Source organism: Ruegeria sp. AWH4_226 (genome assembly GCF_056159225.1).
On the sequence record NZ_JBSWUU010000002.1, the window covers coordinates 1 to 22,705 of the forward strand.

17 protein-coding genes and 4 pseudogenes are annotated in these 22,705 nt (G+C 55.9%); 12 read left to right on the forward strand and 9 right to left on the reverse strand.

Translation table 11 applies throughout. From position 1 onward, the window contains the following. The 5 genes and pseudogenes from ACXAET_RS15415 to ACXAET_RS15435 form a co-directional block, all read left to right on the forward strand. Positions 1–1,308: an AAA family ATPase gene (locus tag ACXAET_RS15415; protein ID WP_475187253.1), complete on the forward strand. Its 1,308-nt coding sequence runs from the start codon at positions 1–3 to the stop codon at positions 1,306–1,308. Then, positions 1,305–2,411 carry a ParB/RepB/Spo0J family partition protein gene (locus ACXAET_RS15420; protein WP_475187256.1) on the forward strand — a complete coding sequence of 369 codons (1,107 nt, stop codon included), beginning with the start codon at positions 1,305–1,307 and terminating at the stop codon, positions 2,409–2,411. The genes ACXAET_RS15415 and ACXAET_RS15420 overlap by 4 nt, the downstream gene beginning before the upstream one ends. Before the next feature lie 1,304 nt (positions 2,412–3,715). Beyond that, complete coding sequence (locus ACXAET_RS15425) at positions 3,716–4,315, forward strand: DsbA family oxidoreductase (RefSeq protein WP_475187258.1); 600 nt, start codon at positions 3,716–3,718, stop codon at positions 4,313–4,315. Continuing rightward, on the forward strand, positions 4,312–4,806 hold the full coding sequence (locus ACXAET_RS15430; RefSeq protein ID WP_475187259.1) for a nucleoside deaminase: 495 nt from the start codon (positions 4,312–4,314) through the stop codon (positions 4,804–4,806). Before ACXAET_RS15425 ends, ACXAET_RS15430 begins: the two co-directional genes overlap by 4 nt. A gap of 129 nt (positions 4,807–4,935) precedes the next feature. Continuing rightward, positions 4,936–5,578, forward strand: a pseudogene (locus ACXAET_RS15435) (IS6 family transposase); the annotation flags it as partial. A gap of 45 nt (positions 5,579–5,623) precedes the next feature. Here ACXAET_RS15435 and ACXAET_RS15440 read toward each other — a convergent pair. The 8 genes and pseudogenes from ACXAET_RS15440 to ACXAET_RS15475 all read right to left on the reverse strand — a co-directional run. Continuing rightward, positions 5,624–6,316 (reverse strand): annotated as a pseudogene (locus ACXAET_RS15440) (IS6 family transposase); the annotation flags it as partial. A 124-nt stretch (positions 6,317–6,440) separates the two neighbouring features. Continuing rightward, positions 6,441–7,406, reverse strand: coding sequence for a Gfo/Idh/MocA family protein (locus tag ACXAET_RS15445; RefSeq protein WP_475187261.1), 966 nt, complete (start codon positions 7,404–7,406; stop codon positions 6,441–6,443). Beyond that, positions 7,406–8,344: a sugar kinase gene (locus ACXAET_RS15450; protein WP_475187262.1), complete on the reverse strand. Its 939-nt coding sequence runs from the start codon at positions 8,342–8,344 to the stop codon at positions 7,406–7,408. The genes ACXAET_RS15445 and ACXAET_RS15450 overlap by 1 nt, the downstream gene beginning before the upstream one ends. Next, positions 8,341–9,261 carry a 2-hydroxyacid dehydrogenase gene (locus ACXAET_RS15455; RefSeq protein WP_475187263.1) on the reverse strand — a complete coding sequence of 307 codons (921 nt, stop codon included), beginning with the start codon at positions 9,259–9,261 and terminating at the stop codon, positions 8,341–8,343. The genes ACXAET_RS15450 and ACXAET_RS15455 overlap by 4 nt, the downstream gene beginning before the upstream one ends. Then, on the reverse strand, positions 9,261–10,577 hold the full coding sequence (locus ACXAET_RS15460; RefSeq protein ID WP_475187264.1) for a TRAP transporter large permease: 1,317 nt from the start codon (positions 10,575–10,577) through the stop codon (positions 9,261–9,263). The genes ACXAET_RS15455 and ACXAET_RS15460 overlap by 1 nt, the downstream gene beginning before the upstream one ends. A gap of 1 nt (position 10,578) precedes the next feature. Then, complete coding sequence (locus ACXAET_RS15465; protein WP_475187266.1) at positions 10,579–11,160, reverse strand: TRAP transporter small permease; 582 nt, start codon at positions 11,158–11,160, stop codon at positions 10,579–10,581. A gap of 105 nt (positions 11,161–11,265) precedes the next feature. Continuing rightward, on the reverse strand, positions 11,266–12,270 hold the full coding sequence (locus ACXAET_RS15470) for a TRAP transporter substrate-binding protein (RefSeq protein ID WP_475187267.1): 1,005 nt from the start codon (positions 12,268–12,270) through the stop codon (positions 11,266–11,268). A 66-nt stretch (positions 12,271–12,336) separates the two neighbouring features. Then, positions 12,337–13,395, reverse strand: a complete 1,059-nt coding sequence (locus tag ACXAET_RS15475) for a LacI family DNA-binding transcriptional regulator (RefSeq protein ID WP_475187268.1) — start codon at positions 13,393–13,395, stop codon at positions 12,337–12,339. A 246-nt stretch (positions 13,396–13,641) separates the two neighbouring features. Between ACXAET_RS15475 and ACXAET_RS15480 the strand changes: the two are divergent. Both ACXAET_RS15480 and ACXAET_RS15485 read left to right on the forward strand, forming a co-directional pair. Next, a pseudogene (locus tag ACXAET_RS15480) lies at positions 13,642–13,833 on the forward strand (DDE-type integrase/transposase/recombinase); the annotation flags it as partial. A 182-nt stretch (positions 13,834–14,015) separates the two neighbouring features. Beyond that, positions 14,016–14,937 (forward strand): annotated as a pseudogene (locus ACXAET_RS15485) (IS5 family transposase). Between the two features lie 150 nt (positions 14,938–15,087). On the opposite strand, the gene ACXAET_RS15490 reads toward ACXAET_RS15485, so the two are convergent. Continuing rightward, a complete protein-coding gene (locus ACXAET_RS15490) occupies positions 15,088–16,104 on the reverse strand; it encodes a GntR family transcriptional regulator (RefSeq protein WP_475187269.1) in 1,017 nt (338 codons plus the stop codon). A 179-nt stretch (positions 16,105–16,283) separates the two neighbouring features. Here ACXAET_RS15490 and ACXAET_RS15495 point away from each other — a divergent pair, with 179 nt between their 5' ends. The 5 genes from ACXAET_RS15495 (at position 16,284) to ACXAET_RS15515 (ending at position 22,619) form a co-directional block, all read left to right on the forward strand. Next, the gene (locus ACXAET_RS15495) at positions 16,284–17,792 is read left to right on the forward strand and encodes an NCS1 family transporter (protein WP_475187270.1); all 1,509 of its coding nucleotides are present in this window, start codon (positions 16,284–16,286) and stop codon (positions 17,790–17,792) included. 50 nt (positions 17,793–17,842) lie between these two features. Then, complete coding sequence (locus tag ACXAET_RS15500) at positions 17,843–19,189, forward strand: amidase family protein (protein ID WP_475187271.1); 1,347 nt, start codon at positions 17,843–17,845, stop codon at positions 19,187–19,189. An 11-nt stretch (positions 19,190–19,200) separates the two neighbouring features. Continuing rightward, positions 19,201–20,082, forward strand: a complete 882-nt coding sequence (locus tag ACXAET_RS15505; protein WP_475187273.1) for a polysaccharide deacetylase family protein — start codon at positions 19,201–19,203, stop codon at positions 20,080–20,082. 368 nt (positions 20,083–20,450) lie between these two features. Continuing rightward, entirely contained in the window at positions 20,451–21,416 is a 966-nt protein-coding gene (locus ACXAET_RS15510) for a CobW family GTP-binding protein (RefSeq protein ID WP_475187274.1), read from the forward strand. A 15-nt stretch (positions 21,417–21,431) separates the two neighbouring features. After that, the gene (locus ACXAET_RS15515) at positions 21,432–22,619 is read left to right on the forward strand and encodes an ABC transporter substrate-binding protein (protein WP_475187278.1); all 1,188 of its coding nucleotides are present in this window, start codon (positions 21,432–21,434) and stop codon (positions 22,617–22,619) included. Positions 22,620–22,705: the final 86 nt, after the last annotated feature.

Below are 22,705 nucleotides of genomic sequence, written 5' to 3' on the forward strand. Positions count from 1 at the left end.
ATGTACACGCACGAAGACCTGAACGCATTGCGCAATCAGTCCCTCAAACTTCAGGGCTGGATCCGCCAGCAAACATTCAGCCCAGAGATGGAGAAGACCCTCCGGCGGTTTTCGAGCTGGGAGGTGTCGGAACTGATCTTTCGCGTCAACCAGTCGACCTTTCGCGGTAAGCTGGCGTCAGATCCAACCTTACCCAGTGGTGAGGTTGAACCCGATGGCCGCCAGCGCTGGTTCAGCCTGGAAGAGGTAAATGAGTTGCGACGCCGTCTCAGGGTAAACCGCAAATCCCTGATGCCACCTCGCCCCGTGGGCAAGCGCGCGATCCGCGCAGCGGTGGCCAATTTCAAAGGCGGGGCTGGTAAGTCGACTGTGGCACTGCATTTGGCACACGCCGCCGCTTTGGACGGTTACCGCGTGCTTGTGGTTGATTTCGATCCGCAAGCGACGCTGAGCCATTCGATGGGTCTGACTGACGTGGCTGAGGATTTCACCGTGTGGGGTATCATGGCCCGCGACCTGATCCGTGAGACGGCAAGAATGAACAATCGCCCATCCGCTGCGGAATCCGGAACCGCCCTGCCCCGCCGCGAACTGCCGCCCTCGATCACGGATATGGGCCTTGGGGATCTGCGTATTGCAGACTTCATTAAGCAAAGCTCGTGGTCGACTATTGACGTCATCCCCTCTTGCGCCAACGCAGCGTTTGTCGAGTTCGCGTCGGCGCAGTACCGTCATCTGAATCCTGAATGGTCATTTTTTGCTGCCGTCTCGCGGTATCTGGACCAGATTCCCGACGATGCGTACGACCTGATCCTTTTCGATTGTCCACCTGCGATCGGCTATCAATCGATGAACGCGGTCTTTGCGGCTGACATGCTCTACGTTCCGTCTGGCCCCGGATACTGGGAATATGATTCGACGACGTCCTTCATTGGTCAGTTGGCCGAGGCGCTTGAAGATCTGGCTTACGGTTTCGACAAAACCTTACCCACGGGTAAGATCGGCCTTCCTAAGACGTTCTGTGAGCTGCGGTTTCTCTTGACCCGTTATGAACCAGGCAACGCCTTGCACCTTGCCATGTTCGATGCGTTCAAGAAGGTATTCGGTGATCATGTTGCCGAGCATCCGGTTGAGATGACGCGTGCCGTTGAACAATCCGGCCGCTTTCTGAGTTCGGTCTATGAGATGGATTACCGCGAGATGACGCGCGAGACCTGGCGCCGCGCCCGGTCGACATTTGACAACGTGTATGAAGAATTCCGGGGCGTGATGCTGTCGGCCTGGGACCAGCTGGAGGATGACGCATGAGCCGTAAACGCAGAATGTTCGACATCGATATGCCGGTGATGGATGATATACCGGTTGGGAAAGTTCCTGATAAGGTGCTAGAAAAGCGACGTGGTCCAATGGCCGCTGCAATCTCTGAGAACGCGGACGCCCTACGCAATCAACAATCTACCGAAGATACCATTCGCGCCGAAAACGACCGATTGGCTCATGAGTTGGTTCGCCTGCGCTCCGAAGGTCTCGTGACGGAACACGTTGACCTGTCGGATGTCGTCACAGAGAAACTGACGCGTGACCGCAAGCCGGGTCCTGACCCAGAGCTGGATGAGCTTAAGGATTCGATCCGCGATATTGGCCTGTCGAACCCGATCCGATTAGAGCGTCGTTCGGACGGTCGCTTCGATCTGATACAGGGCATGCGCCGCTTATCCGCTTATCGGGCGTTGTATGAGGAAACGGGCGAAGAGCGTTACGCCAAAATCCCTGCAGGCATTTCAGCGGCAACCGATGTGAGCGACAGTTATCGTCGGATGGTGGATGAGAACCTGATCCGCAAGGATATCTCCTTTGCCGAAATGGGCGCTTTGGCGCGTGCCTATGCAGAGGATCCGTCGCATGATTGCGATAGCGTCGACAAAGCTGTTGCGATCTTATTCAAATCCGCGAGCTATACCAAACGCAGCTATATCCGTGCATTCGCGAGTCTTTTGATGATGCTGGATAAGGTTCTGATGCATCCAAATGATATTCCCCGGAATTTGGGGGTCGAACTTAAGCGCAAAATGGATGCCGATCCAGGGTTGGTACGTCACATCAGTACAGCAGTAATGAATGAGCCTGACCGCGATGCAGCGCGCGAAGTGGCGATCCTTCGGGGATTTGTAGAACCCGATGCTGTGACAACAAAAAAGCCGACGGCGACAAGTGGTAGCAAAACGCGGCGGGCAAAAACAACGTTCCAAGTGTCGGGACGGGCAGGGGTCGCGAAATGCGCGGCCTCAAGTGGGCGGATCGAAGTTCGCTATGACCTGGACTTTACTCGGGTTGATCGGGCCAAGCTAGAGCAGGCGATTGCCATTATGCTTGAGGATCTTCAGGAGGAGGACGATCTTACCCACGGGTAAGGTTTCCCCTAGTCACAAAGTATAGGCGCCGGGTTCAAAACTCGGCGTTTTTTTTACAACGTTAATCCGTCGCCGGGTTTTCCGCTATGTCTTCGTCGTCGTATTACTTCTGCACCTCGGCCATGGTGCGATGCAGGGAAGGGCGCATGGCGGCTTGGATTGGGGCGCCGTCCAGCGCCGTCTGGGTTAGAAAGTCTGAGCACAGCCCCTACGGCGTTGCGGCACCCGCAGCCGGCGGCGCTTCAGATGGATGAATTCCAGCATGTGGTGCGACAGGGGTTCGGAGTGTTCAGGAGCTCGTGCAACCAATGCCAGGAACCTTTATCTCCGGCCGGCCTGTCGCTTACCCATTTTGCCAGCGGTGCCACGCCCCAACCAGACACGGTACCGGGCGATGACCGGGGTCCTGGATTGGGGTGCCCTGGAAGCCTGCGCAATCGCGGCTTCGGAATAAAACGTTTTACTGGCCGATATGCCGTTCTCGGTCGCGCGCAATGGGGCCCAAGCTGGGGCAGGGTGCCTGTCGCACCGACGCATAGGGCTGTAGTTCTCCTAAAACTGCCATACTCGGTTTCAGTCTTCGATGGGTTGAAAAAGAGCGTGGCAGAGGCGCGCCGATCAGATCTTGCTGAAGCAGAGAGTCCGGCAGGGCAGGGGCCTACGGACCAAAGCCGTCGCGTGTCCAGTGGTTAATGGAAACCGACAATGGGGCCCAGCCTGAGCCCATTTCCCGGCAAAATCAATCACCCGAGATAAGCGATACTTAACGGATGTAATGGCAAGACTCATAGTGTCAGCCTGTAATGTGCATAATACTTAAATTATGCACATTAAACGACATGGGCGTCTCTCTTTACGGGATGAATTTGGATCAGTTTGCAGAACAGCCATTTGCGTATTGACATATGTGGACGGTAGCTTGTGAAGCATCGTCAACGCCGTTGGCGGAATTGATATCGAACAGGTATGAGCCTATCTGAGACGCTAATCTCGGTTGGAATCTGCGTCGACTTTCGATCGGCGCGTGGTTGTCTCGTAAACTCTGTTTGAGCTCCCGAAAATCCTGCCTAAAACTGTCACTTGCACCGTCCATTTGATTGGCTGGTCTTGGTAAGGATTCGAACGCTGATCCTGCACCGGTCGCATGAGGATTCGAGAAAGCCATCCCAACATGGTTCAGGCCCTTGCAGCATGTTGCCAGCCCCACCCCTTGGTGCTACCTGCACAACCTGAGCGCGTTCAGCGCGCGAGATAGCGGCACCTCCGCGCCAACCTCAGACCTGATCAACTAGGATCCCAACCCCGTGAAACAAATCCACGTCTATTCAGATTTTGTCTGTCCTTACTGCCTGCTTGCGGAACCGCTGATCAGCGAAGCTGCCGCCGCGGAAGCCGCAGAGATCGTCTGGCACCCGTTTGAACTGCGTCCCGAACCGGTCCCGACCCTGCGGCCGGAGGACCCCTATCTGCCGGATATCTGGCAGCGCTCGGTTTACCCGTTGGCCAAGCGGCTCGGTCAGGACATTACTCTGCCGACGACTTCACCGCAGCCGCGCAGTGCTCGCGCTTTTGAAGGTTTCGCCTTCGCGCGCGACCATGGCCGCGGAAATGAATACACGTTGGCCGTCTTTAACGCCTTCTTCGTCGAGGATCGCGATATCGGTGATATCGACGTGCTGGCAACAGTGGCCGACTCGGTGGGCCTGGATGCGGACGCGCTGTGCGAGGCTCTGCACGAGGGACGCTACCGCGATAACCATGCCAAGGCTCTGCAGGACGCCGCCAACGCGCAGATCAGAGCTGTGCCGACTATCGTGATTGGCGACACCCGTATCGAAGGCATGCCCACACCCGAGACCCTGCGCAATGCGCTGCAGGCCGTGAACGCAGAGGAAAAAGCATGAGCGGAAGCATACTTGCCCCAGAGCTCGCCGAACGACTGATGCGCGAGGTTGTCGAATTATCCGACGCTCGCGTGGCAGAAGGCGGTGTGCCTTTTGCCGCCCATGTGGTGACCCCGGATGGCCGGGTGTTGGGCTCTGGCGTCAACACGGTTCTCGAGGACCATGACCCGACCGCGCATGCGGAAGTCTGCGCAATTCGTGATGCCTGTGCTCAGAATGGCCGCACCAACCTGGCTGGCACCGTCTTGCTTGCATCCGGTGAGCCTTGCGCGCTGTGCTATATGGCGGCGCTTTTTGCCGGGGTATCCGAGGTGTTTTATGCCGTTAGCGCCAGCGAAGCAGCTCAGTATGGCTATGGCTACGGCACGTCATATCGGCTTCTGTCAGGGTTCCCGCAGAGCTTCCCGCTCCCGACGCACCACCTGCCGGTCTCCAATGCGTTAAACCCTTTTGAGAACCAGAACACTCAGATCAGGAAACTGAAGGAGTAAGAAGTCGCGGTAAAATTATGGGCTTGCACCCCTCAGGACAACGCTGGGGTTCTGTCGCAAACTTTGTTCCCACCTGTCAGAGTAAGCTTCGTTTTGGTAGTTGATGCTCAGGTAAGACAGGAGCAGACCGTGACACTCTCATTCAATGGTGCACACCTTCCGAAAGAAGTGATCTTGTACGCTGTTTTCTTCTATCTCAAATACGGCGTGTCATATCAGGATCTGGAAGAAATCATGGCGGAACGTGGCGTTGAACTGGATCACGCGACGCTCAGCCGTTGGGTGAGTCGATACGCCAGACTTGTAGCGAAGGCTTCGCGGTACAAGAAAGCGTCTTGCCGACCGTTCATAGCGCATGCATGAGACATATGTGAAAGTGGAGGGTGAGTGGGTTTATCTCTATCGCGCCATCGACAAACACGGCAAGACCCTCGACGTCGTGCTATCCAAGCGCCGCAATAAAGCGGCTGGGACCAAGTTCTTCGCTCGGGCGCTTGAAGCGAACGGTTTGCCACGGAAAATTGTCATCGACAAAAGTGGTGCAAACACTGCTGGCATCAAAGCCATAAACAAGATGCTGAAAGGCTTTGATTGTCCGATCCCGATCGAGATGGAGAGGCGGAAGTATCTGAATAACATCATCGAACAAGACCATCGCTTCATAAAACTTCGGATCAGGCCAATGCTGGGTTTCAAGTCTTTCGATTCTGCTGCATCCGCCATGGCTGGCATAGAACTGATCAACATGATCCGCAAAGTTCAATTCAAACCCGGGTTTTGTCACGTTAATTTCCGGACGGCCTATGAATACTGTTTTTTGAATGGCGGCATTCCAGACGTCAAGCGCTTCGAGACGGTGATATCGGATTGTTAAGGCGGAGCGGCGGCGAGCGGGGACGCTGAAGCAATTGCGGATTGCTGAGTGGGTCGCCACGAACCTTTGTATCCAGCTCGGAGAGCGATGGCTTTGCATCGTCCTTTCCCGCTTTCGGAAAGGGAGATGACTGTTTTCAGCTCGATCGTTGAGGCCTTTGTGCGACCAATGATCCAAACCCGGTGCGACCTCTCGCTTGGCGGCGCCATACGAGCGTAGCTTGTCCGTGATGATCCGCTTGGGAATGAAACCAAGACGCTTGATCAGACGGTGCAACAGCCGTTTTGCCGCCCGTTTGTCCCGCCCGGGTTGGGGGATTTCGTCCAGCACGACGCCATGCTGATCAACCGCACGCCAAAGCCAATACTTGCGCCCCGCGATTCTCACAGCAACTTCATCCAGATGCCAGACATCATCTGGACGGTTCAGTCTCTGCCGCAGATTTCGAGCTACCGCCGGTCCGAGCTTGATGACCCAACGCCGGACAGTTTAGTAAGAAGCATCGATTCCGCGCTGCAGCAGCATCTCTTCAACTTCCCGCAGGCTCAGATTGAAGCGAAAGTACAGCCACACCGCGTGTGCGATGATCTGAGTAGGAAATCGGTGACGCTTGTAGCAGATTGATGATGACTTCATCGATGTCACCTACGCCCAAATCACATCATGGGCAACCGAACGACAGTTAACGTGACAACACCAGTTAAAGTGACAACACCCTCAATCCGGTCATCTCGTTTGCCCATCGATTGGATTATAAGGTTTAGCGGTATCCGTTCAGGATCGTGTCCATGCAACGCGACGTGCGTACAGATTCCGAGAAATCGTTCGGACTGTCTGCACCAGTTGCGATGGCATCGGTAACCGCTTGGATCATCGGTTGGTGCACATGCGGCGGCAGATCCGCCTCGATCCGGCGCGTACCGTCCGTTGAAGTCAACAGAACCGGTTGAGAGTCGAACACGGAAAACGCAAGTGATCCGGCCTCGCCTTCTATGTGGATGCGGTCAGTATTGACGTTTTTGTGGTACACCCATTCGCCGATGCCCGACACACCCGTTACTGTCTGAAATGAGGCTGTCACTTCGTCGGGTACGTCAAACTGCCCTGAGATGTTTTTCGCGGTACCGCTGCATTCGGTAAAATGTCCCAGCAAAAATTGGGTAAGGTCAATCGCATGGCTGCCCATGTCCATGAAAATTCCACCGTCACCTGCGCCCGTTGCATGACGCCACCCGGCTTCTTCCTCGCTCGGCGGGGCTTTTGCATGCATGATTTGGAAGGACTTGGGTTGTCCGATGGCCCCTGTGTCAAGCAAGTCCTTGATCTTCAGAAATCTCGGCAGCGCCCGGCGGTAGAATGCGCAAAACAGGCGTACTCCGCGGTCGGCGCAGTACTGTCCCATGCGCTCGGCATCGGCAAGGCGGTTGGCAAGCGGCTTTTCAACGAGGATCGGCTTGCCTGCCTTCGCTGCAAGTTCTGTTAGCGCAAGGTGTGTGTCTGGCGGAGTTGCGATGTAAATTGCATCCACATTGGGTGAGAATGCAAGCTTCTCGGCATCGTCCGTCCACTCGGGAACGCCGTGACGGTTTGCGTAATCCGCCGCAAGATCGCGATTGCGCCGCATAACAACCGTGAGCGCCGTATTTGAGGCCTTTTGAAATCCCGGGCCGCTTTTTACCTCGGTTACGTCACCGCATCCAATGATGCCCCATCTGACACGATCCATCACACAGCCTCGCTTTCTTCGGACATTGCGGGCATGGCGGCATGCGGGATGATTGCCCCCTTGTGCAAAATTACGACCGAAGCCAACTCATGCCCCAACTCAATCGCTTTGGAAACGGGTTTGCCGGAAAGTCTTGCCGCGATATAGCCTGCGTTAAAGCTGTCACCTGCGCCGGTAGTGTCGACGGGTCTCTCATTGCGCAGCATGGGAACTTTCAGGGTACCGTGAGGGTCACGGTGATAGACAGGACCACCGCCGGTTTTCAGAAGAATTTCTGTTGCACCGAGGGACGAAAGCACTTCCAAACCCGCCTCTGGTGTATCTGCACCCCAAAGCGCTGCAACATCGTCGAAAGACGGAAGAACGGTCGAAGCGAGTGTAATGAAACGTGCAATAGTCTCGCGGGCGACAGTGGCGGAGTTCCAAAGCTGCGGTCTATAGTTGAGATCCAACCAAATGTCCGCGCCGCGTGCACGGGCCCGTTTCAGGGCGTTATACAGCCGCTCGCGACCTGCCGGTTCGATGATGGCGAGCGTCACAGCAGACACAAAAAGCCCTTGCGCCTCGTCCAGTGCAAGGTCCTCTCCGTCATCAAGGGCGAACATCTGTCTGGCCGGGCTTTGGCTGCGCCAATAGGTGAACGAACGCTCTCCGGTCGCGTCGCATTCTATCATGCTAATACCTGGTGCACCGGTCTCTGATTGACGGAGCAAGCCGCAACCGACGCCATTTTGGGACAGCGTCTCAATAATCCAACGGGACTGCGTGTCTTTGCCAAGCCGTGTCATGTACGAGATAGCACCGGGCCCAAGCAGCCGCGCGAGATAGACGGCGGTGTTCAAAGTATCCCCGCCCAAGCCTCGGCGATAAATATCTGCGTCTGCGTCAGATTGGGTGAATTCAATCAGGGGTTCGCCAATGGCGATCACTGTCTTCATGACAGCACCTCAAAAGGTGTAACGAGCGGCCGGTCGTCGAAAAACGCCGCCAGATTGTCAATCACAAGTCGTCCCATTGCAATCCGCGCGTCAATGGTCGCAGACGCCAGATGCGGCGTTAGAACGACATTTGACATTTTCAAAAGGTCGGGGCGCGGGTTTGGTTCATTCTGAAACACATCAAGCGCAGCGCCAGCAATGTCACCAGTGTTCAGGGCGGCGATCAGATCTTCTTCGTTCACGACACTGCCGCGCGCGACATTGACCAGAAGACCGTTTGGACCCAGTGCCGACAGAACCTTTTGGTCGACAAGCCCGTCCGTTCCGGAACCACCAGCTGCGGCAATCACCAATACATCGCTATCTTGCGCCAGCGCGGCAGGGCTAGATCGAAAGGCATCCTCTTCCCCCGCAACCGCCTGAAGATCGGTGTACAAGACATCCATCCCCATGGCCCGTGCCAGTTCAGCGATGCGCCGACCGATACGGCCATAGCCCAGCACACCCAAGGTGCGCCCACGGATGCTGTAGCCAAGACCCAGTTTCCCCTTGGCCCAGGCCCCTGTCCGTACATGGCGGTCGCCTTCCGCGATGCGCCGGGTTGCAGCAAGGATGAGCGCAATCGCCTGCTCGGCCACGGCGTCGGTCAGCACACCGGGTGTCGTGGTTATTGCAATACCCCGAGCTTGTGCCTGAGTAAGGTCGATCTTGTCTACACCCACGCCATAAACCGCAATCATGCGCAGCGATGGGAGTTTTGCCATAACCTCGCCGGGCAACCCGATGTCACCTTTGGTTACGACTGCAGTGATCTTTTCGGGCATTGCCAAGGCCTCGGCCTCGTCACGCGTATCAAAGCGCGCGCGGATTTCATCCGTGATCTGAGGCGGCTGCAATGGTGAGCGGAGCATTAACATTAGCGCAGTCCAATCATTTCAGGTGCAATCCAACGGGGAAGGCCCAGCGTGATCTCGGGGAAAACGATGATCGCAAGCAAAACAACCAGCATGCCGGTCAGGTACACCAATGTCGGCCCCATAGATTTAAGCAGGGCGATGCCCCCGATCTTGGAAGCGATCATTAGGCACAGGCCATACGGTGGCGTAATCAGCCCGAAACCCAGAGCCATGACACCAACGATGCCAAAATGGACCGGGTGAATCCCGGCAGTCAGGGCAAGTGGTAGAAACAGCGGTGCCAAGATTGCCATGGCAGGCAAGCTGTCCATGAAGGTCCCAATCAGCAACATGACAAGCGCCATGACGATCAAAAGAACAGTTGGGTTGCCGATCTCAATTCCACCCATCAGCATCGGGGGGATTTGATAGAAGGAAATCAGATAGCCGAAGACCGATGCGCCGACCAGGCTGAAAAGTGAGAGAGATGCCAGCCGCACCGTTGCACTGGATGCTTCCAGAACCTTGCGCCCGTTCAAAGTGCGGTACACGACAAAGCCCAGAAACAACGCGTAGAGAACCGCGATAACGGCAGCCTCGGTCGGGGTGAATATACCGATCCGGATACCTCCGATGATGATAACCGGGATAGCTGCAGCAAGCAGGCCATCGCGCGCCGACGACAACACCTCACGCATGGGTGCGGGCTCGTGAACCGGAACGTCGTATTTGCCGACAAACCAGTAATTCACGGCAAATTGCGATAGCCCCAGCAAGAGTCCGGGCACAATTCCAGCCAGGAACAACCCGCCGATCGACGTGTTCGTCAACGCGCCCCAGACGATCATGTTGATCGAGGGCGGGATGATGATTCCGATCACCGAAGACGCGGCCGTTACCGCAACGGCAAATGGGGTGGGGTATCCTTCGCGTTTCATCGACGGAATAAGGATCGCGCCAACCCCGGCACTGTCCGCGGTGGACGAGCCCGAGACCCCCGCAAACATGATCGAAACAGCGACATTCACATTCGCAAGCGCGCCCTTGAACCTGCCGAAAATGTTCAGGGCAAAGCGGATGAGCTTGTCGGTAACTTCGGCCTTGTTGATCAGGTTTCCGGCCAAAAGAAAAATTGGAACGGCCAGAAGGACAAAGCTGTCCATGCCGTTGTACATCCGTTGAAACACGACCCAGGCGGTGACGCGATCATCTAGGAACACCATGGACATCGCCGCAAGCACAAGGCTGAAGGCAATCGGAATACCAAGCGTGATGTATAGAAACAGCAGGCCAAAAAGCAGCCATGGAAAGATGAAGTAGAAGTCAGGACCCAACATCTCAGCGATCCTCTGATTTAGTGTCAACGGCAATGCTGGGGACTGCATCGCTTGCCTGTAACGCCACTTCTTCTGGTGGCGACGCGTTCAGCTCATGCTCCATCGCGTCCAACCCTTTGGTCACAAGCGTCAGCAGTCTTTGAAGCGAGAACAAAGCCATAAGAACGCCGGATGCGAAAAAGCAGACATAGACCCAAAACATCGGAAGCTGTGCCGCAGTAGACCGACGCCGCCAGCCGGTCTCGGCGAATTCCCAGCCGGACCAGATGAAAAAGACCGCAATGATGACAAGGACGATTTCGCGTGAATACCGCGTGAACCTGTCAATCCGTGAATTCTTTGGGAAGGCATCCAGCACAAAGTGGTCGAAGTGATAAACACCAAGCGCCGTGCCCAACATGATCGCCCATTGGAAGGAAAAGCGCGAAAACTCTTCGGTCCAGTAGATCGTAGGCAGGACCGGCAAGTTGCGACTGACGACTTGATAGAGAATGAGGCTTAGAAACAGTCCCAGCAGGCCGAGCAGAACCCACTCCAAGACTTTTTCCAGCCGTTTGTTAAAGGCGTCGAGACCACGAAGCATGACGCACCCTCCTTGTCATCTGCATGTGCAGACGTCCGCGAAGTTTCGATGTTGTGAAAACTGGGCCAACCCGCCTCTGGGGCCGGCCCGAAAGATCAGGGCGACTTAGCTGCCGCTTGCGTCGTCAGCCGCGCTTGCCTGAATCCGATCATAAAGTTCCGCCAGCCCCATGCGTTCGGCAACTTCGAGCACTGCGGGGCGAACCATCTCCTGCATTTTTTCGCGATCCATTTTGTACAGGATTGCGCCCTCGGCTTTCAAAAGCTCCATGGCTTCGGCATCCTGGCGAAGTTGAACCTCGCGGGCGAGGGCGGACGCTTCGGCACCTGCACGCAGGACGACGTCGCGCTGTTCTTCGGTCATACGGTCCCAGGTTGCACCCGAGAATGTAACCAGCCGTACAGTGATGTCATGTTCGGACAGTCCGATATGCGGTGCAACTTCGTGGAACCGCATCCGGTGAATCCACTCGGCTTCGTTCAACAGCCCGTCAATCGAGCCCAGTTGAAGACCTGTGTAGATTTCTTTCCAGGCAAAATTCGTCGGACGGGTGCCCAAAGCACTCCAGGACGCAATCAGCGGGTCGGTCGGGTTGGTCCGCAGTTTCATATCAGCGAGGTCTTCAAGCGACTCGAGCGGACGGTTGGACACGACCTGCCGCTTACCGCCACCGAAATATCCGATGACCTGAACGCTGCTTTCCTCTTTCAGAATGTCGGCAATGTCGCGGCCAACTTCACCCGAAAGAACGGCTTTCCAATGAGCTTCGTCCTTGTAAAGGAAAGGAAACGTAAAGATATTCGCTGTTGGTGCGAAATCCGTTATGTTTCCTGGGTTGATGACCGAGACATCAAGCGCACCTGCCATTTGTTGTTCAAACATCTGGCTTTCACCACCCAGAACGCCGTTTGGGAAGATCTGGACCTCAATGGCACCATCCGAATACTCTTCGGCCAACCGTTTGAACTCCAGCGCACCTGCCTGGTATGCCGTGTCTTCGGCGCCAAGATGGCCAAATCGCAGCGTGAGGTCGGCCGCGCTGGCGCTGCCAGCGGCAAAGGCCAGTGTCGCGCCTGCGACGAGCATTGAGAGTTTCTTGGTAAATTTCACAGTGGGTCCTCCCTACTTGTGGATTGGCGTTATTGCCTAAGCGAAAGTGCGGTGTGTCGGTCTGGATCAGGTCTCGCCTGTTCCCTCAATGTCTCTGGAGGCAAGTGTCGCGCCGCAGGACTCTCGGATGATCAGCCGTGTGGGCACGATGATCCTTTCGTTCGACATGGTGGGGCCTTCGATGCGACGCAACAGAAGCCGCCCGGCCTCACGCCCGATATCACGCGCATGTGTTTCGACAGTCGTGAGGGCAGGGTATGCTTCGGCACCGGCATTGATGTTGTCAAAGCCTGTCACTGCAATATCGCGCCCGGGTACAAGGCCCGCTGCGCGGACAGCAGCCATAGCGCCGAGTGCGACGCGGTCGTTGAAACATGCGATTGCAGTGGGTGGATTCTGGGAATTCAACAACTTGGCCGCGCCGTCGCGCCCTCCGCTACTATCGCTTGCCGTTTTCACGATCAGATCCGAAGGCAGTTGAGCCCGGTCGAGCGCGGCCTTGAAGCCTTTGATGCGCTGGCGCGTGGCTGAGTGATCAAGGTTTCCGCCAAGGAATGCGATACGCTTGTGGCCAAGTCGGATCAGGTGAGCGCACAATGTCTCTATGCCGGTTTGGTAGTCCGCGCTGACGAAGTCACCCTTGGTGTCAGAAACAGAACGCAGCATCTGAATGACGGGTATGCCCCAGTCATGCATCGTATCAAGAAGGTCGCTGCGTGTTCCCGGGGCCGGACACAGGATCAGCCCATCAACCGATTGCTCACGCATCCTGACAAGTAATTCTTTTTGACGCCCCGCGTCTTCGCGGGTGTTCAGAAGAAACGAGATTTTACGCGCTTCGCCGATTATCTCATCGACACCACACACGAGCTCACCGAAGAAGCTGTTGGACAACGTCCCAATCACGACCCCAACAGTATTTGATTGACCAGTGCGCAGACGCGCTGCGCCCCTGTCGTAGACATAGCCCAGTTCCTGCGCTACCGCTTCGACCCGCTGTTTCGTCGCCTGAGAGACGCCCGAGCCGCCACGTAACGCCATAGAGACCGCAGCAGTCGATATACCGAGGCGCTGAGCGATGTCGCCAAGCTTTATCCGTCGGGCAGGATCTGAGGTGGACTTCATCGGTTAAACTGTTTGCCTTCCTGCTGGGCGACCTGCGCCGGGTAAGTCTTGGTGAATTAACTTAAACGATTAATTTTGTCAATCACAGGCCCTAAAACAGTGTGACTTTGGTAGGCTGGGTGGCTTCGCCTGCAATTCTAGCGAGATTAATTTATTTGAATCAGAAGGTTGCTGAGGCTAGGCTGTCGCAGAACGATGGCTCACGAATGCTTTGGCTGCCCGATCCCAATCGTGATGGTCAGGCGGAGGTATCTGAACAACATCGTGGAGCAGGACCATCGCTTCATCATGAGACGAACTCGGTCGATGTTAGGGTCCAAGGCCTTCGCTTCAGCGGCGGCTACACTGGGCGGGGTCGAAGTGGCGCACATAATCCGCAAAGGTCAGCTCACGCCCGGAATCTGTCTGTTTCGTCAATTTGCGGAACTGGCGGCATGAGCCGCGGGTTCGGTGTCAATTTTGCGGTCAGTAAGAAACTTTACAACAGATCCACCAAAGCCTGCTGTTCTTATTGACTGAGTAGCCGCAAACAAGTCGTATGAAGAATTGCTGGCATCGGCTTCGTTGCACGAATCATGCGTGGGCCTCACTGTATGAATCCAGCATGATAGCTGGGAGGCATGAGCAGCTGGACCCTGACGAAGTACAAGACCAAGAACTGGCCTTCGTATAGCATATCGCTGAAGCAACGCGGATCGCTTTCGGTCTGGTTTGATCCCGAGATGGTCTGGGTGCCGCCACCAAGCGGCAAGCGTGGACGCCAGTGCCGGTTCAGCGACGCGGCGATTCAGACCTGCCTGACCCTGAAGGTGCTGTTCGGTATGCCACTGCGGCAAACGACCGGCTTCGTAGAGAGCCTATTGCGGTTGGCCGGGCTGGACTGGGCGGTGCCCGACTACAGAAGCCTTTGCCGCCGTCAGAGAAGGCTGAACGTGAGCCTTCCGTATCGCGGTGGAACCGGCCCGCTGAACCTCCTCATCGACAGCACCAGCATCAAGGCCGAGGGTGAAGGTGAATGGAATGCGCGTAGGCACGGTGGCTCGAAGCGGCGCCTTTGGCGTAAGAAACACATCGGGATTGACGAAGAAACGCTGGAGGGAAGTCACAACCAGCAATATCGGCGATGCACCTACGCTGCCCGAGTTGCTGAACCAAATTTCACCCGAACAGGACGTTGGGTCAGTGACCGCAGACGGGGCCTATGACACGCGCAAATGCCATGACGCGATTGCCGCTCGTGGTGCCCATGCGGTCATCCCGCCCCGCAAGAACGCCAGGCCATGGAAGCCCACGAGCAAAGGTGCCATCGCCCGGAACGAAGCAGGCAATACCTCGCGATATCTGGGTCGGACCATCTGGCGACGATGGAGTGGATACCACCGCCGAAGCCGTGACAAGACCAAGATGAACTGCATCAGACTTCTTGGCCAATCCCTGATGGCAAAAGACTTTGATCGGCAGGTCGCGGAAATCCAGGTCTGTGTCGCCGTTCTCAATCGCTACACCGCTCTTGGCATACCCGTCACAGAGCCCGTAGGATAAGTCCGTCCGGGGAAAGGGGAAGTGCGGGCACACCACGGTTTGTGCAACAAAGCCCTCTGGCAGTGCTATGCTCTCGAAATAACCGTGCGATCGAAGCCAGGCAGGTCTTCCGCGCTCAAGGCGAGTGAATTGGCGATCTGGAAAATAAACCTACCTCCCTTTGAGCAATGCCGTTTGATTAATAGAAACCGTTCCTTGGGTCAGATAGCCAGGCAGTTTTGGCGACGGCAAGACAGATAGAGTCTGTAACCTTCTGCACGTCCGCTCCCGTGCTTCCAGAAGATGAAGTTCCAGCAGTGAGGCTGCATTTGCGGTGTCGTTGCGCGCAAGTGCTTCAAGAACTGAGATGTGTTCTTGAATAAGACGGCCTGCTGCAGGAGACCGGCCAAGAAGCAGGCGAAACATCTCATTGATTGCCAGAACCAGACGCGATTTTTGGAGGACCTTGAGGAGATGGGTGTTTGTGCAGCCTGAGAGCGCTTGAACATGCAGCGCGTTCTCTATCTCCGAAAGAGCGGCCGCGCTTGGTTCAGCTTCTTGACTGGTAAGTTCCTTGGCAAATTCCAGCGCGATTTCGATATTCGATTTTTCGAGCCGCGGCGCAGCTTCGGATAGGGCGACGGGTTCAAGCAAGATGCGCAACTGATAGTGGTTGCGCACATCCAAAGCGGTCAAAACCGGAAGCACCCATTTAGAGCGTTCATTCTTCGCAACAATGCCGGAACTGCGAAGCTGCGAAAGCATGTCTCGGACAACTGAGCGGCTGACCAAAAAACGATCGGTTAGCTGCGCTTCGTTAATTTGCAGGGGGCCAAAGGGCAGGGCACGTATCAGTTCTTCGCGCAGGACTGGCAGCATTTGGTCAGTGTTGGAAACAGCCCGTGGAACCGTGCCACCTGTCTTGGAATCGAACAAGGCCTGCTCAATCGAATCTCTGCGCGGGGGTGCGGAGGAATCAGTTCCAACAAGAAAGCCGCGGCCGTCGAAACGCGTGATCAATTGCGTCGTGTGAAGCTCGGCAAGCGCCTTTCGGATGGTGGTTCTGCTGGCGTCGAAATGTCGGGCCAAAGGTTCTTCCGTCAAGACTTGGCCAGTCTCTAACCGACCGGCTTTGATGGCTTCCCTGATCGCCTGAGAGATCGATATGTATCTGGGAATTATCGACAAATTCTTTTTAAACCTTTGCGTTTTGCCCTGAAGGTCCGGCCGTCGGCTTGAACTTTCAGAGCGCTGAGCCTCTCGCCGCTCGACATCCTAAGGGGCAAGATCACAAAACAAAAGACTTCTCTTTTACAAAAAACGATCTTATGAATACGAAAAATCATTAATGTGTGGGAGGACACAGAATGGCACTTTCCGAAGCGACAGAGCAAAGCCCGTATTCGGGTGAAAGATCGCATCTGCTAGAGGAGTCCATTCTACCCGTCTGGCTAAATCAGCGGACGATTGGTGGACTGGGATATGTGTGGATTTGGATCGGTATGGCGGTGATCATTGCAACGTTCCAGTTGGGAGCGGGCGGGGTCGCCGGTCTACCCCTGACAACGGTGATCGCCACGATATTTCTCGCGAACCTTACGCTAGGTCTGGTAATGGCGCTCACAGCGGATATTGGCACCGAACACGGCATCAGCTTTGCCGTCTATCTACGGGCCCCGTTTGGCACCGTTGGCACACATTTACCTTCGGTCACACGAGGGATCGTTGCGGCTGCCTGGTTCGGCATTCAGACCTATCTCGGAGCGCTCGCATTGAACGGTATCGTGTCCTACCTGGGTGGGTTCGACAGCTGGGTATTCTGGTATGTCGTGTTCGGACTGGTCCAGATCATCAATACCGCCATGGGTATCCGGGCCGTTCAACTGCTTGCCAGTATTGCAGCGCCTGCGATCATTGCGATTTCGATCTGGATGTATTTCACCCTCGAGAACGTTGCTGCGGCAGGCGGACACAACATCTGGACCTTCGCTGGCGATGCGGAAATGAGCGTCATTGCGCTTTTCGTGGCCAACATGGCATTCTGGTCGGCGCTAGCGGTGGATATCCCGAATATCACCCGGTTTTTGAAAACTGAAGGAGGCGAGAAAAGCTTCTTTCGCCGCAACCGCAATATCTTTGCCGCGCAGTTCATCGCGCTGCCGGTGGCGCAAAGCTGGATCGCGCTGATCGGGGCAGTTTCATTTATCGCGACCGGGGATTGGAATCCCATCAACGTTATTCAAGCTCAGGGCACTGGGGTAACGCTGATTGTTTTGCTGGTGATGGTAATCCTGGCGCAATGGTCCACCAACACCAGCGCAAACCTGATCCCTGCCGCGCTAACCTTCGTGAATGCTGGCGCACCGCGTATCACCTATGCGATGGGTATCTTGATTGCGGGTATCGTTGGCACGCTCACTATGCCCTGGCTCATCCTGAACCATCTGTTCACCTATCTTGGCATGTATGGGGCAATGCTTTCTGCAGTAGGCGGTATCATGGTTTGCGACTATTTCCTGATCCGTGGTCGCCGCCTGAACGTTCCCGAACTGTACCGTGAACACGGCCAGTTCCGTTACTTTGGTGGCTGGAACCCGGCGGGTCTGATTGCCTGGGTCGTTGGCGGTGGGCTGGCGCTGTACTTCATCCAATATGCCTATGTCGTTGGCTTCCCGACTGCGATGGCAGTGTATTTCATCCTGATGAAAGTCTGGATTCTGCCGCGCCATGCTCAGGCCGAGATCAAAGACCCGGATGATGAAAAATACCTTGCGACATCGGTGAACATGAACTGGGTCTACACGGCGGAAAGCGGAATGCAACGGGTCAGAACCGCGGACATTCCAGCGGATGCGGTCGCCCGCGAAGACTTGTAATCCGGGTCAATCCGGGCGGGTGCTGACCACACCCGCCCATGGAGAACATCATGACAGAGTTTCACGAACATCACCCAGCCGAGGCAAAGACAGCCTCGGTAACGGACCAGACCGTCGCTGCGCTGCGGGCGCTGGAAAGCTGGAAAGCCTCAGGCGCCTGCACCGCCACCACGGCAGATCGCGCGATGAAGCTGGCAACGCAGGCTGAGGAACGGGCCGCTTATGGCCGGTCATTGGGGCCTTTGGACGGGATGGGTGTCGTTTGGAAGGACATCATAGATCAGAAGGGGCAGGTGACCACTTGCGGATCGGAGCTGCTCAAATCTGCGCCACCGGCGATGCAGGACGCGCGTTGTGTCGCGTTACTTGAGGCGGCCGGAGGAGTATCTCTTGCTCGGACCGGGCTGTCGGAATTCGCCTTCTCAGGCCTTGGCATCAATCCGCATTTCGGCACGCCGCCATCGGCCTTGTCGGAGACGGTCCCGCTGCTGCCGGGGGGGTCAACGTCAGGATCCGCAGTTCTGGTTGCGGCTGGTCTGGCTGATCTGGGGGTGGGAACGGACACCTCTGGTTCCATCCGACTGCCTGCGGCGCTGAACGGCATTTATGGCTTCAAACCCAGTTCGAACCGCTATGACGGAGCTGGTGTTCACGAGCTGTCCCGGACTCTTGATACCGTTGGCACGCTGGCGCGGTCCTTTGACGTGCTGCGTTCGGCCGATCAAGTTCTGAGCATCCAACCGACCGCAAGCGCCGACACTGCGAAGACCGAAATACTGGACCTTTCAGGTTCCTTAGGGCCGGCTTGGGGGCAGGATGTTGCTGCAGCCTATGAGGCGGCGCTTGACCGTATCACAGCGGCTGGATGGACTGTGCGTCCTGCGCGTCTGAAATCGGTTGATGAGTTGCGTGTCTTGACCGCCTCTGAGGGGCCGCTGGTCGCAATCGAGGCTAGGCGGAAATATGCAGATCTGCTTGCCAGCGCACAGGCCAATAAGATTGATCCGATGATCCGCGCGCGGCTAGAGCAAGCACCGGTTTTCAGCGATGCGCAATATGCCGGATACCTGCGCAAGCGGGAACAGTTGATTTCTGCCGCCCGCGCCGAGATCGGGAACAGGCTGCTCGCCTTTCCTACAGTGCCGTCGCTGCGCCATTCATTACCTGTTTACCAGAATGACCCAGACGCGGCGCAGGAACTGAACGCCGGATTGCTGGCCGCCACAATGGTCGGCAGCCTTTTGGACTGGCCCGGTCTTGCCGTGCCGTTGCGCGACGCGGGTGGCCGGGTCGAGGGTTCGATCCTGTTTTCGGCCGCGTCCGGAAATGACGATGGGCTGCTGTCCCAAGCCGAACAGCTCATTCCCGCACTCACCCATCCAATCTTAAACACGTAAGGGAGAATGAAATGACAAAGAAGATTTTTGTCGCTTATGGCGTGGATGTCGATGCCGTTGCCGGCTGGCTCGGGTCCTACGGGGGCGAGGACTCACCTGATGACATTTCGCGCGGGATGTTCGCGGGTGAAGTCGGTGCGCCACGATTGTTGAAGCTTTTTGACAAATACGGCATCAAAGCCACCTGGTTCATTCCCGGCCACTCGATAGAGACTTTCCCCGAAGAGATGGCGGCGGTGGCAGATGCGGGCCACGAGATCGGCGTCCACGGCTATTCGCACGAAAATCCGATCGCGATGACCCGCGAGCAGGAAACAGTGGTCCTGGACAAATCGATCGAGCTGGTAACTCAGCTGAGCGGCAAACGCCCGACCGGTTACGTTGCACCTTGGTGGGAGTTCTCGAATGTCACCAATGAACTGCTGCTGGAGCGCGGGATCAAATACGACCACTCGCTGATGCACGACGACTTCCACCCCTACCGGGTGCGGGTCGGCGATAGCTGGACCAAGATCGACTATAGCCAGCATCCCGATAGCTGGATGAAACCGCTGGAGCGGGGCGAAGAAACCGATCTGATCGAAATCCCCGCTAACTGGTATCTGGATGATCTGCCGCCGATGATGTTCATCAAAAAATCGCCGAACAGCCACGGTTTCGTCAATCCGCGCGATATTGAGCAAATGTGGAAGGATCAGTTCGACTACGTTTACCGCGAAAACGACTATGCGGTGTTCACCATGACCATCCACCCGGATGTGTCGGGCCGTCCGCAGGTGCTGCTGATGCACGAGCGTATTATCGAATACATCAACAGCCACGAGGGCGTGCAATGGGCCACCTTCGACGAGATCGCTGACGACTACAACGCACGAGCACCACGCAAGTCGTAATCCAAACGGGCAGGCGGGACCGCGACCCGCCTGTCCGGTACAGAGGACCATAAAATGTGCGGATTATGCGGAATATTTGGTACAGACAATCACTGGAGTGCCGCAGGGCGAGAAACAGGCGCTTCGGCAGATCCGGTGCAACGGCGTCGAGATCGTGCCGATCGAATTGCCGCAGTAAATCGGATGCTGGCCCACAGACGCATTCAACTTTCGGATTGGCAGGGACAAAGTTACGTCCTACGAAATATGACCGGCCATACGGCCATTGTCAGCAACGTAACCGAAGTATGGGCCGCGCTGGAGACAGAATTCGGTAACAGCTTCGACCCATTGGACGAAGCGAACTTCCCTTGTGTGGAGGATGGGAAATGAGCCAACGGTCTCTTGTTCCAATCACTCTTCTGACAGGTTTTCTGGGTGCAGGAAAAACGACATGGCTCTCAGCTGCGTTGCAGAGTGAAACTGCCGACCGGGTCGCAGTTCTTGTGAATGAATTTGGTGAAGTTGGCATAGATCACATATTGGTCGGGGAAATTGCGCCGGACACTGTGCTGCTCAACTCAGGGTGCGTCTGCTGCCAGATCCGCGGAGAACTGAAAGACGCGATCCTGAATTTGTTAACTCGGGCCCACCGCGGTGAAATCCCTCAATTTGACCGAATTGTAATAGAAACCACAGGGCTGGCCGATCCATCACAGATTCTTTCCACGCTAACGTTCGACCCAGTGTTGCATAACCAGGTCGTCTTGCAGGATGTTGTTACCGTGGTCGACGTTCTGAACGGTGCATCTTTGCATGCTGATCAGCCGGAATGGGTCGCCCAAGTGGCCGCAGCCAGCACGATCCTGATATCAAAAACTGATCTTGTTCCGGAAGCTTTACTGCCGGACCTGCAGCTACGGCTAAGTTTGATCAACCCGGTCGCACGACAACTGGACGCCCTGCAAAATCTGACGTTCGCTGATGTTACGTCCAGTTCAAGCATCGACCTGAGCACCCTGCGGTTTCCCGGGTCGGCCCATCGCGACGGTACCGGGGCGGCGACCCTTGGCCTGACTTTTGAAACGTCACTGGACTGGACAACGTTTGTAGTCTGGCTGTCTGCTCTGGTTCAACGACATGGGGCCAATCTTCTGCGCGTAAAATGCTTGTTAAAAACGCAGGAAGGGGTTGTTCTGATTGATGGCGTTGGACATACGCTGCATCACCCGCGTCATCTTGACAGTGAAATCGCTTCCAATCAAAAGTCGCACCTCGTATTCATTGCGCGTGACCTTGATATGGTTCGACTTCGCGCTTCTTTCGAAGCTTTCTTGAACGTAAAGGTTTCGTAACGGGCGGAGTGAAGAATGTCTGAGCCAGTGACAACGCCCTTTGTGAACACTAATCCCTCGGTGCTTCGCGTGTTGGGTACTGGCGTGACGCTGATCGATACGATTCAAGCTTCTGCCGAGGCCGATTTGGGCATTCGTCTGGAGTTTACCGCTCTGGATGGGATCAAGGCACAACGTCGAGGCGTGCTGGCACCAGAGAGTTTTGATATCTACGATCAGTGGTTTCATGATCTTGATCTGGTATGGCCAGCAAGGTCACTGCGCCCGATTGATGTTGCCCGCATCACCAGTTGGGACCAAGTAAGCAACTGGGCCGTATTGCAACCCGGACCAAACAAGCGTGCACCAAGCGGGACACCGCTGGACCGGCTTTATGTGCAGGAAAATGGCGAATTGGGAAGCGCTGTCTCTGGGCGTATTTCGATGCTGCCGACAGTCTACAACGCCGACAGTTTTGCAATCGTAGGAGAAAGCTCCGTACCCGAACCTACCAGTTGGGGAGATCTTTTATCTGAACAATGGCGCGGTCGCGTCGCTATTCAGGCAGACGCCGCCATTGGTGTACCCGACCTTCTACTGGCTTTGCGTGCACGGGGTGAGTTTCTTTGTGACAACCCCGGCAATTTGACCTTAAACGAAATCAAAAGCTTCATCCGGTTGGTCAAGCAATATCAACTTGCGGGTCATTTTGCTGGTTTCTGGACTGACAGAACACCCAGCCCCGATAACGGCGCCACGCTGTCAACAATGTGGTGGTCGAACTATCTGTCTCAAAAGGCGAAAGGCATACCAATTCGGATGTGTTCTCCTTCGGAAGGATATCGGGGATGGTGCGGCGGTATGGCGCTTTCGCAGAAAATGGATAAGCGCACGGAAGGGCTTGCATACGCCTATCTGAACTGGTGGCTGTCGGGCCCGGCTGGTGCAATCATGGCTCGCAACGGCGCATATATGGTCGCTCCGGATGCGGTTCGCAAAAACCTTTCTGCCAATGAATGGAATTTCTGGTATGGAGGAGAACCGGCCGTTTCGGAAATTCATGATGCCTTTGGCAACGTAGTTTACCGACCCGGAGAACGCCGCGAAGGCGGTAGTTACGAGACCAGGCAAGGGAAAATCGCAATCTGGAATTCCGTGATGGAGGAACACAATTTCCTGGTGAGGTTGTGGGATTTAATCACCATGGATGCACTCATCAAGTAACTCTTCAAAGGTGACACGCGCCGACAAACACTCAAGGCTTAAGCGCAGAGGGGACAGTCACCGAGAACGGTTACTTGTCCCCGTGC

Coding starts and splice junctions, on each gene's coding strand:
- ACXAET_RS15450 (WP_475187262.1), bottom strand. CDS start 8,344: ATGAAGACAGTGATCGCCATTGGCGAACCCCTGATTGAATTCACCCAA.
- ACXAET_RS15420 (WP_475187256.1), top strand. CDS start 1,305: ATGAGCCGTAAACGCAGAATGTTCGACATCGATATGCCGGTGATGGAT.
- ACXAET_RS15495 (WP_475187270.1), top strand. CDS start 16,284: ATGGCACTTTCCGAAGCGACAGAGCAAAGCCCGTATTCGGGTGAAAGA.
- ACXAET_RS15510 (WP_475187274.1), top strand. CDS start 20,451: ATGAGCCAACGGTCTCTTGTTCCAATCACTCTTCTGACAGGTTTTCTG.
- ACXAET_RS15430 (WP_475187259.1), top strand. CDS start 4,312: ATGAGCGGAAGCATACTTGCCCCAGAGCTCGCCGAACGACTGATGCGC.
- ACXAET_RS15475 (WP_475187268.1), bottom strand. CDS start 13,395: ATGAAGTCCACCTCAGATCCTGCCCGACGGATAAAGCTTGGCGACATC.
- ACXAET_RS15465 (WP_475187266.1), bottom strand. CDS start 11,160: ATGCTTCGTGGTCTCGACGCCTTTAACAAACGGCTGGAAAAAGTCTTG.
- ACXAET_RS15445 (WP_475187261.1), bottom strand. CDS start 7,406: ATGGATCGTGTCAGATGGGGCATCATTGGATGCGGTGACGTAACCGAG.
- ACXAET_RS15515 (WP_475187278.1), top strand. CDS start 21,432: ATGTCTGAGCCAGTGACAACGCCCTTTGTGAACACTAATCCCTCGGTG.
- ACXAET_RS15415 (WP_475187253.1), top strand. CDS start 1: ATGTACACGCACGAAGACCTGAACGCATTGCGCAATCAGTCCCTCAAA.
- ACXAET_RS15500 (WP_475187271.1), top strand. CDS start 17,843: ATGACAGAGTTTCACGAACATCACCCAGCCGAGGCAAAGACAGCCTCG.
- ACXAET_RS15460 (WP_475187264.1), bottom strand. CDS start 10,577: ATGTTGGGTCCTGACTTCTACTTCATCTTTCCATGGCTGCTTTTTGGC.
- ACXAET_RS15455 (WP_475187263.1), bottom strand. CDS start 9,261: ATGTTAATGCTCCGCTCACCATTGCAGCCGCCTCAGATCACGGATGAA.
- ACXAET_RS15505 (WP_475187273.1), top strand. CDS start 19,201: ATGACAAAGAAGATTTTTGTCGCTTATGGCGTGGATGTCGATGCCGTT.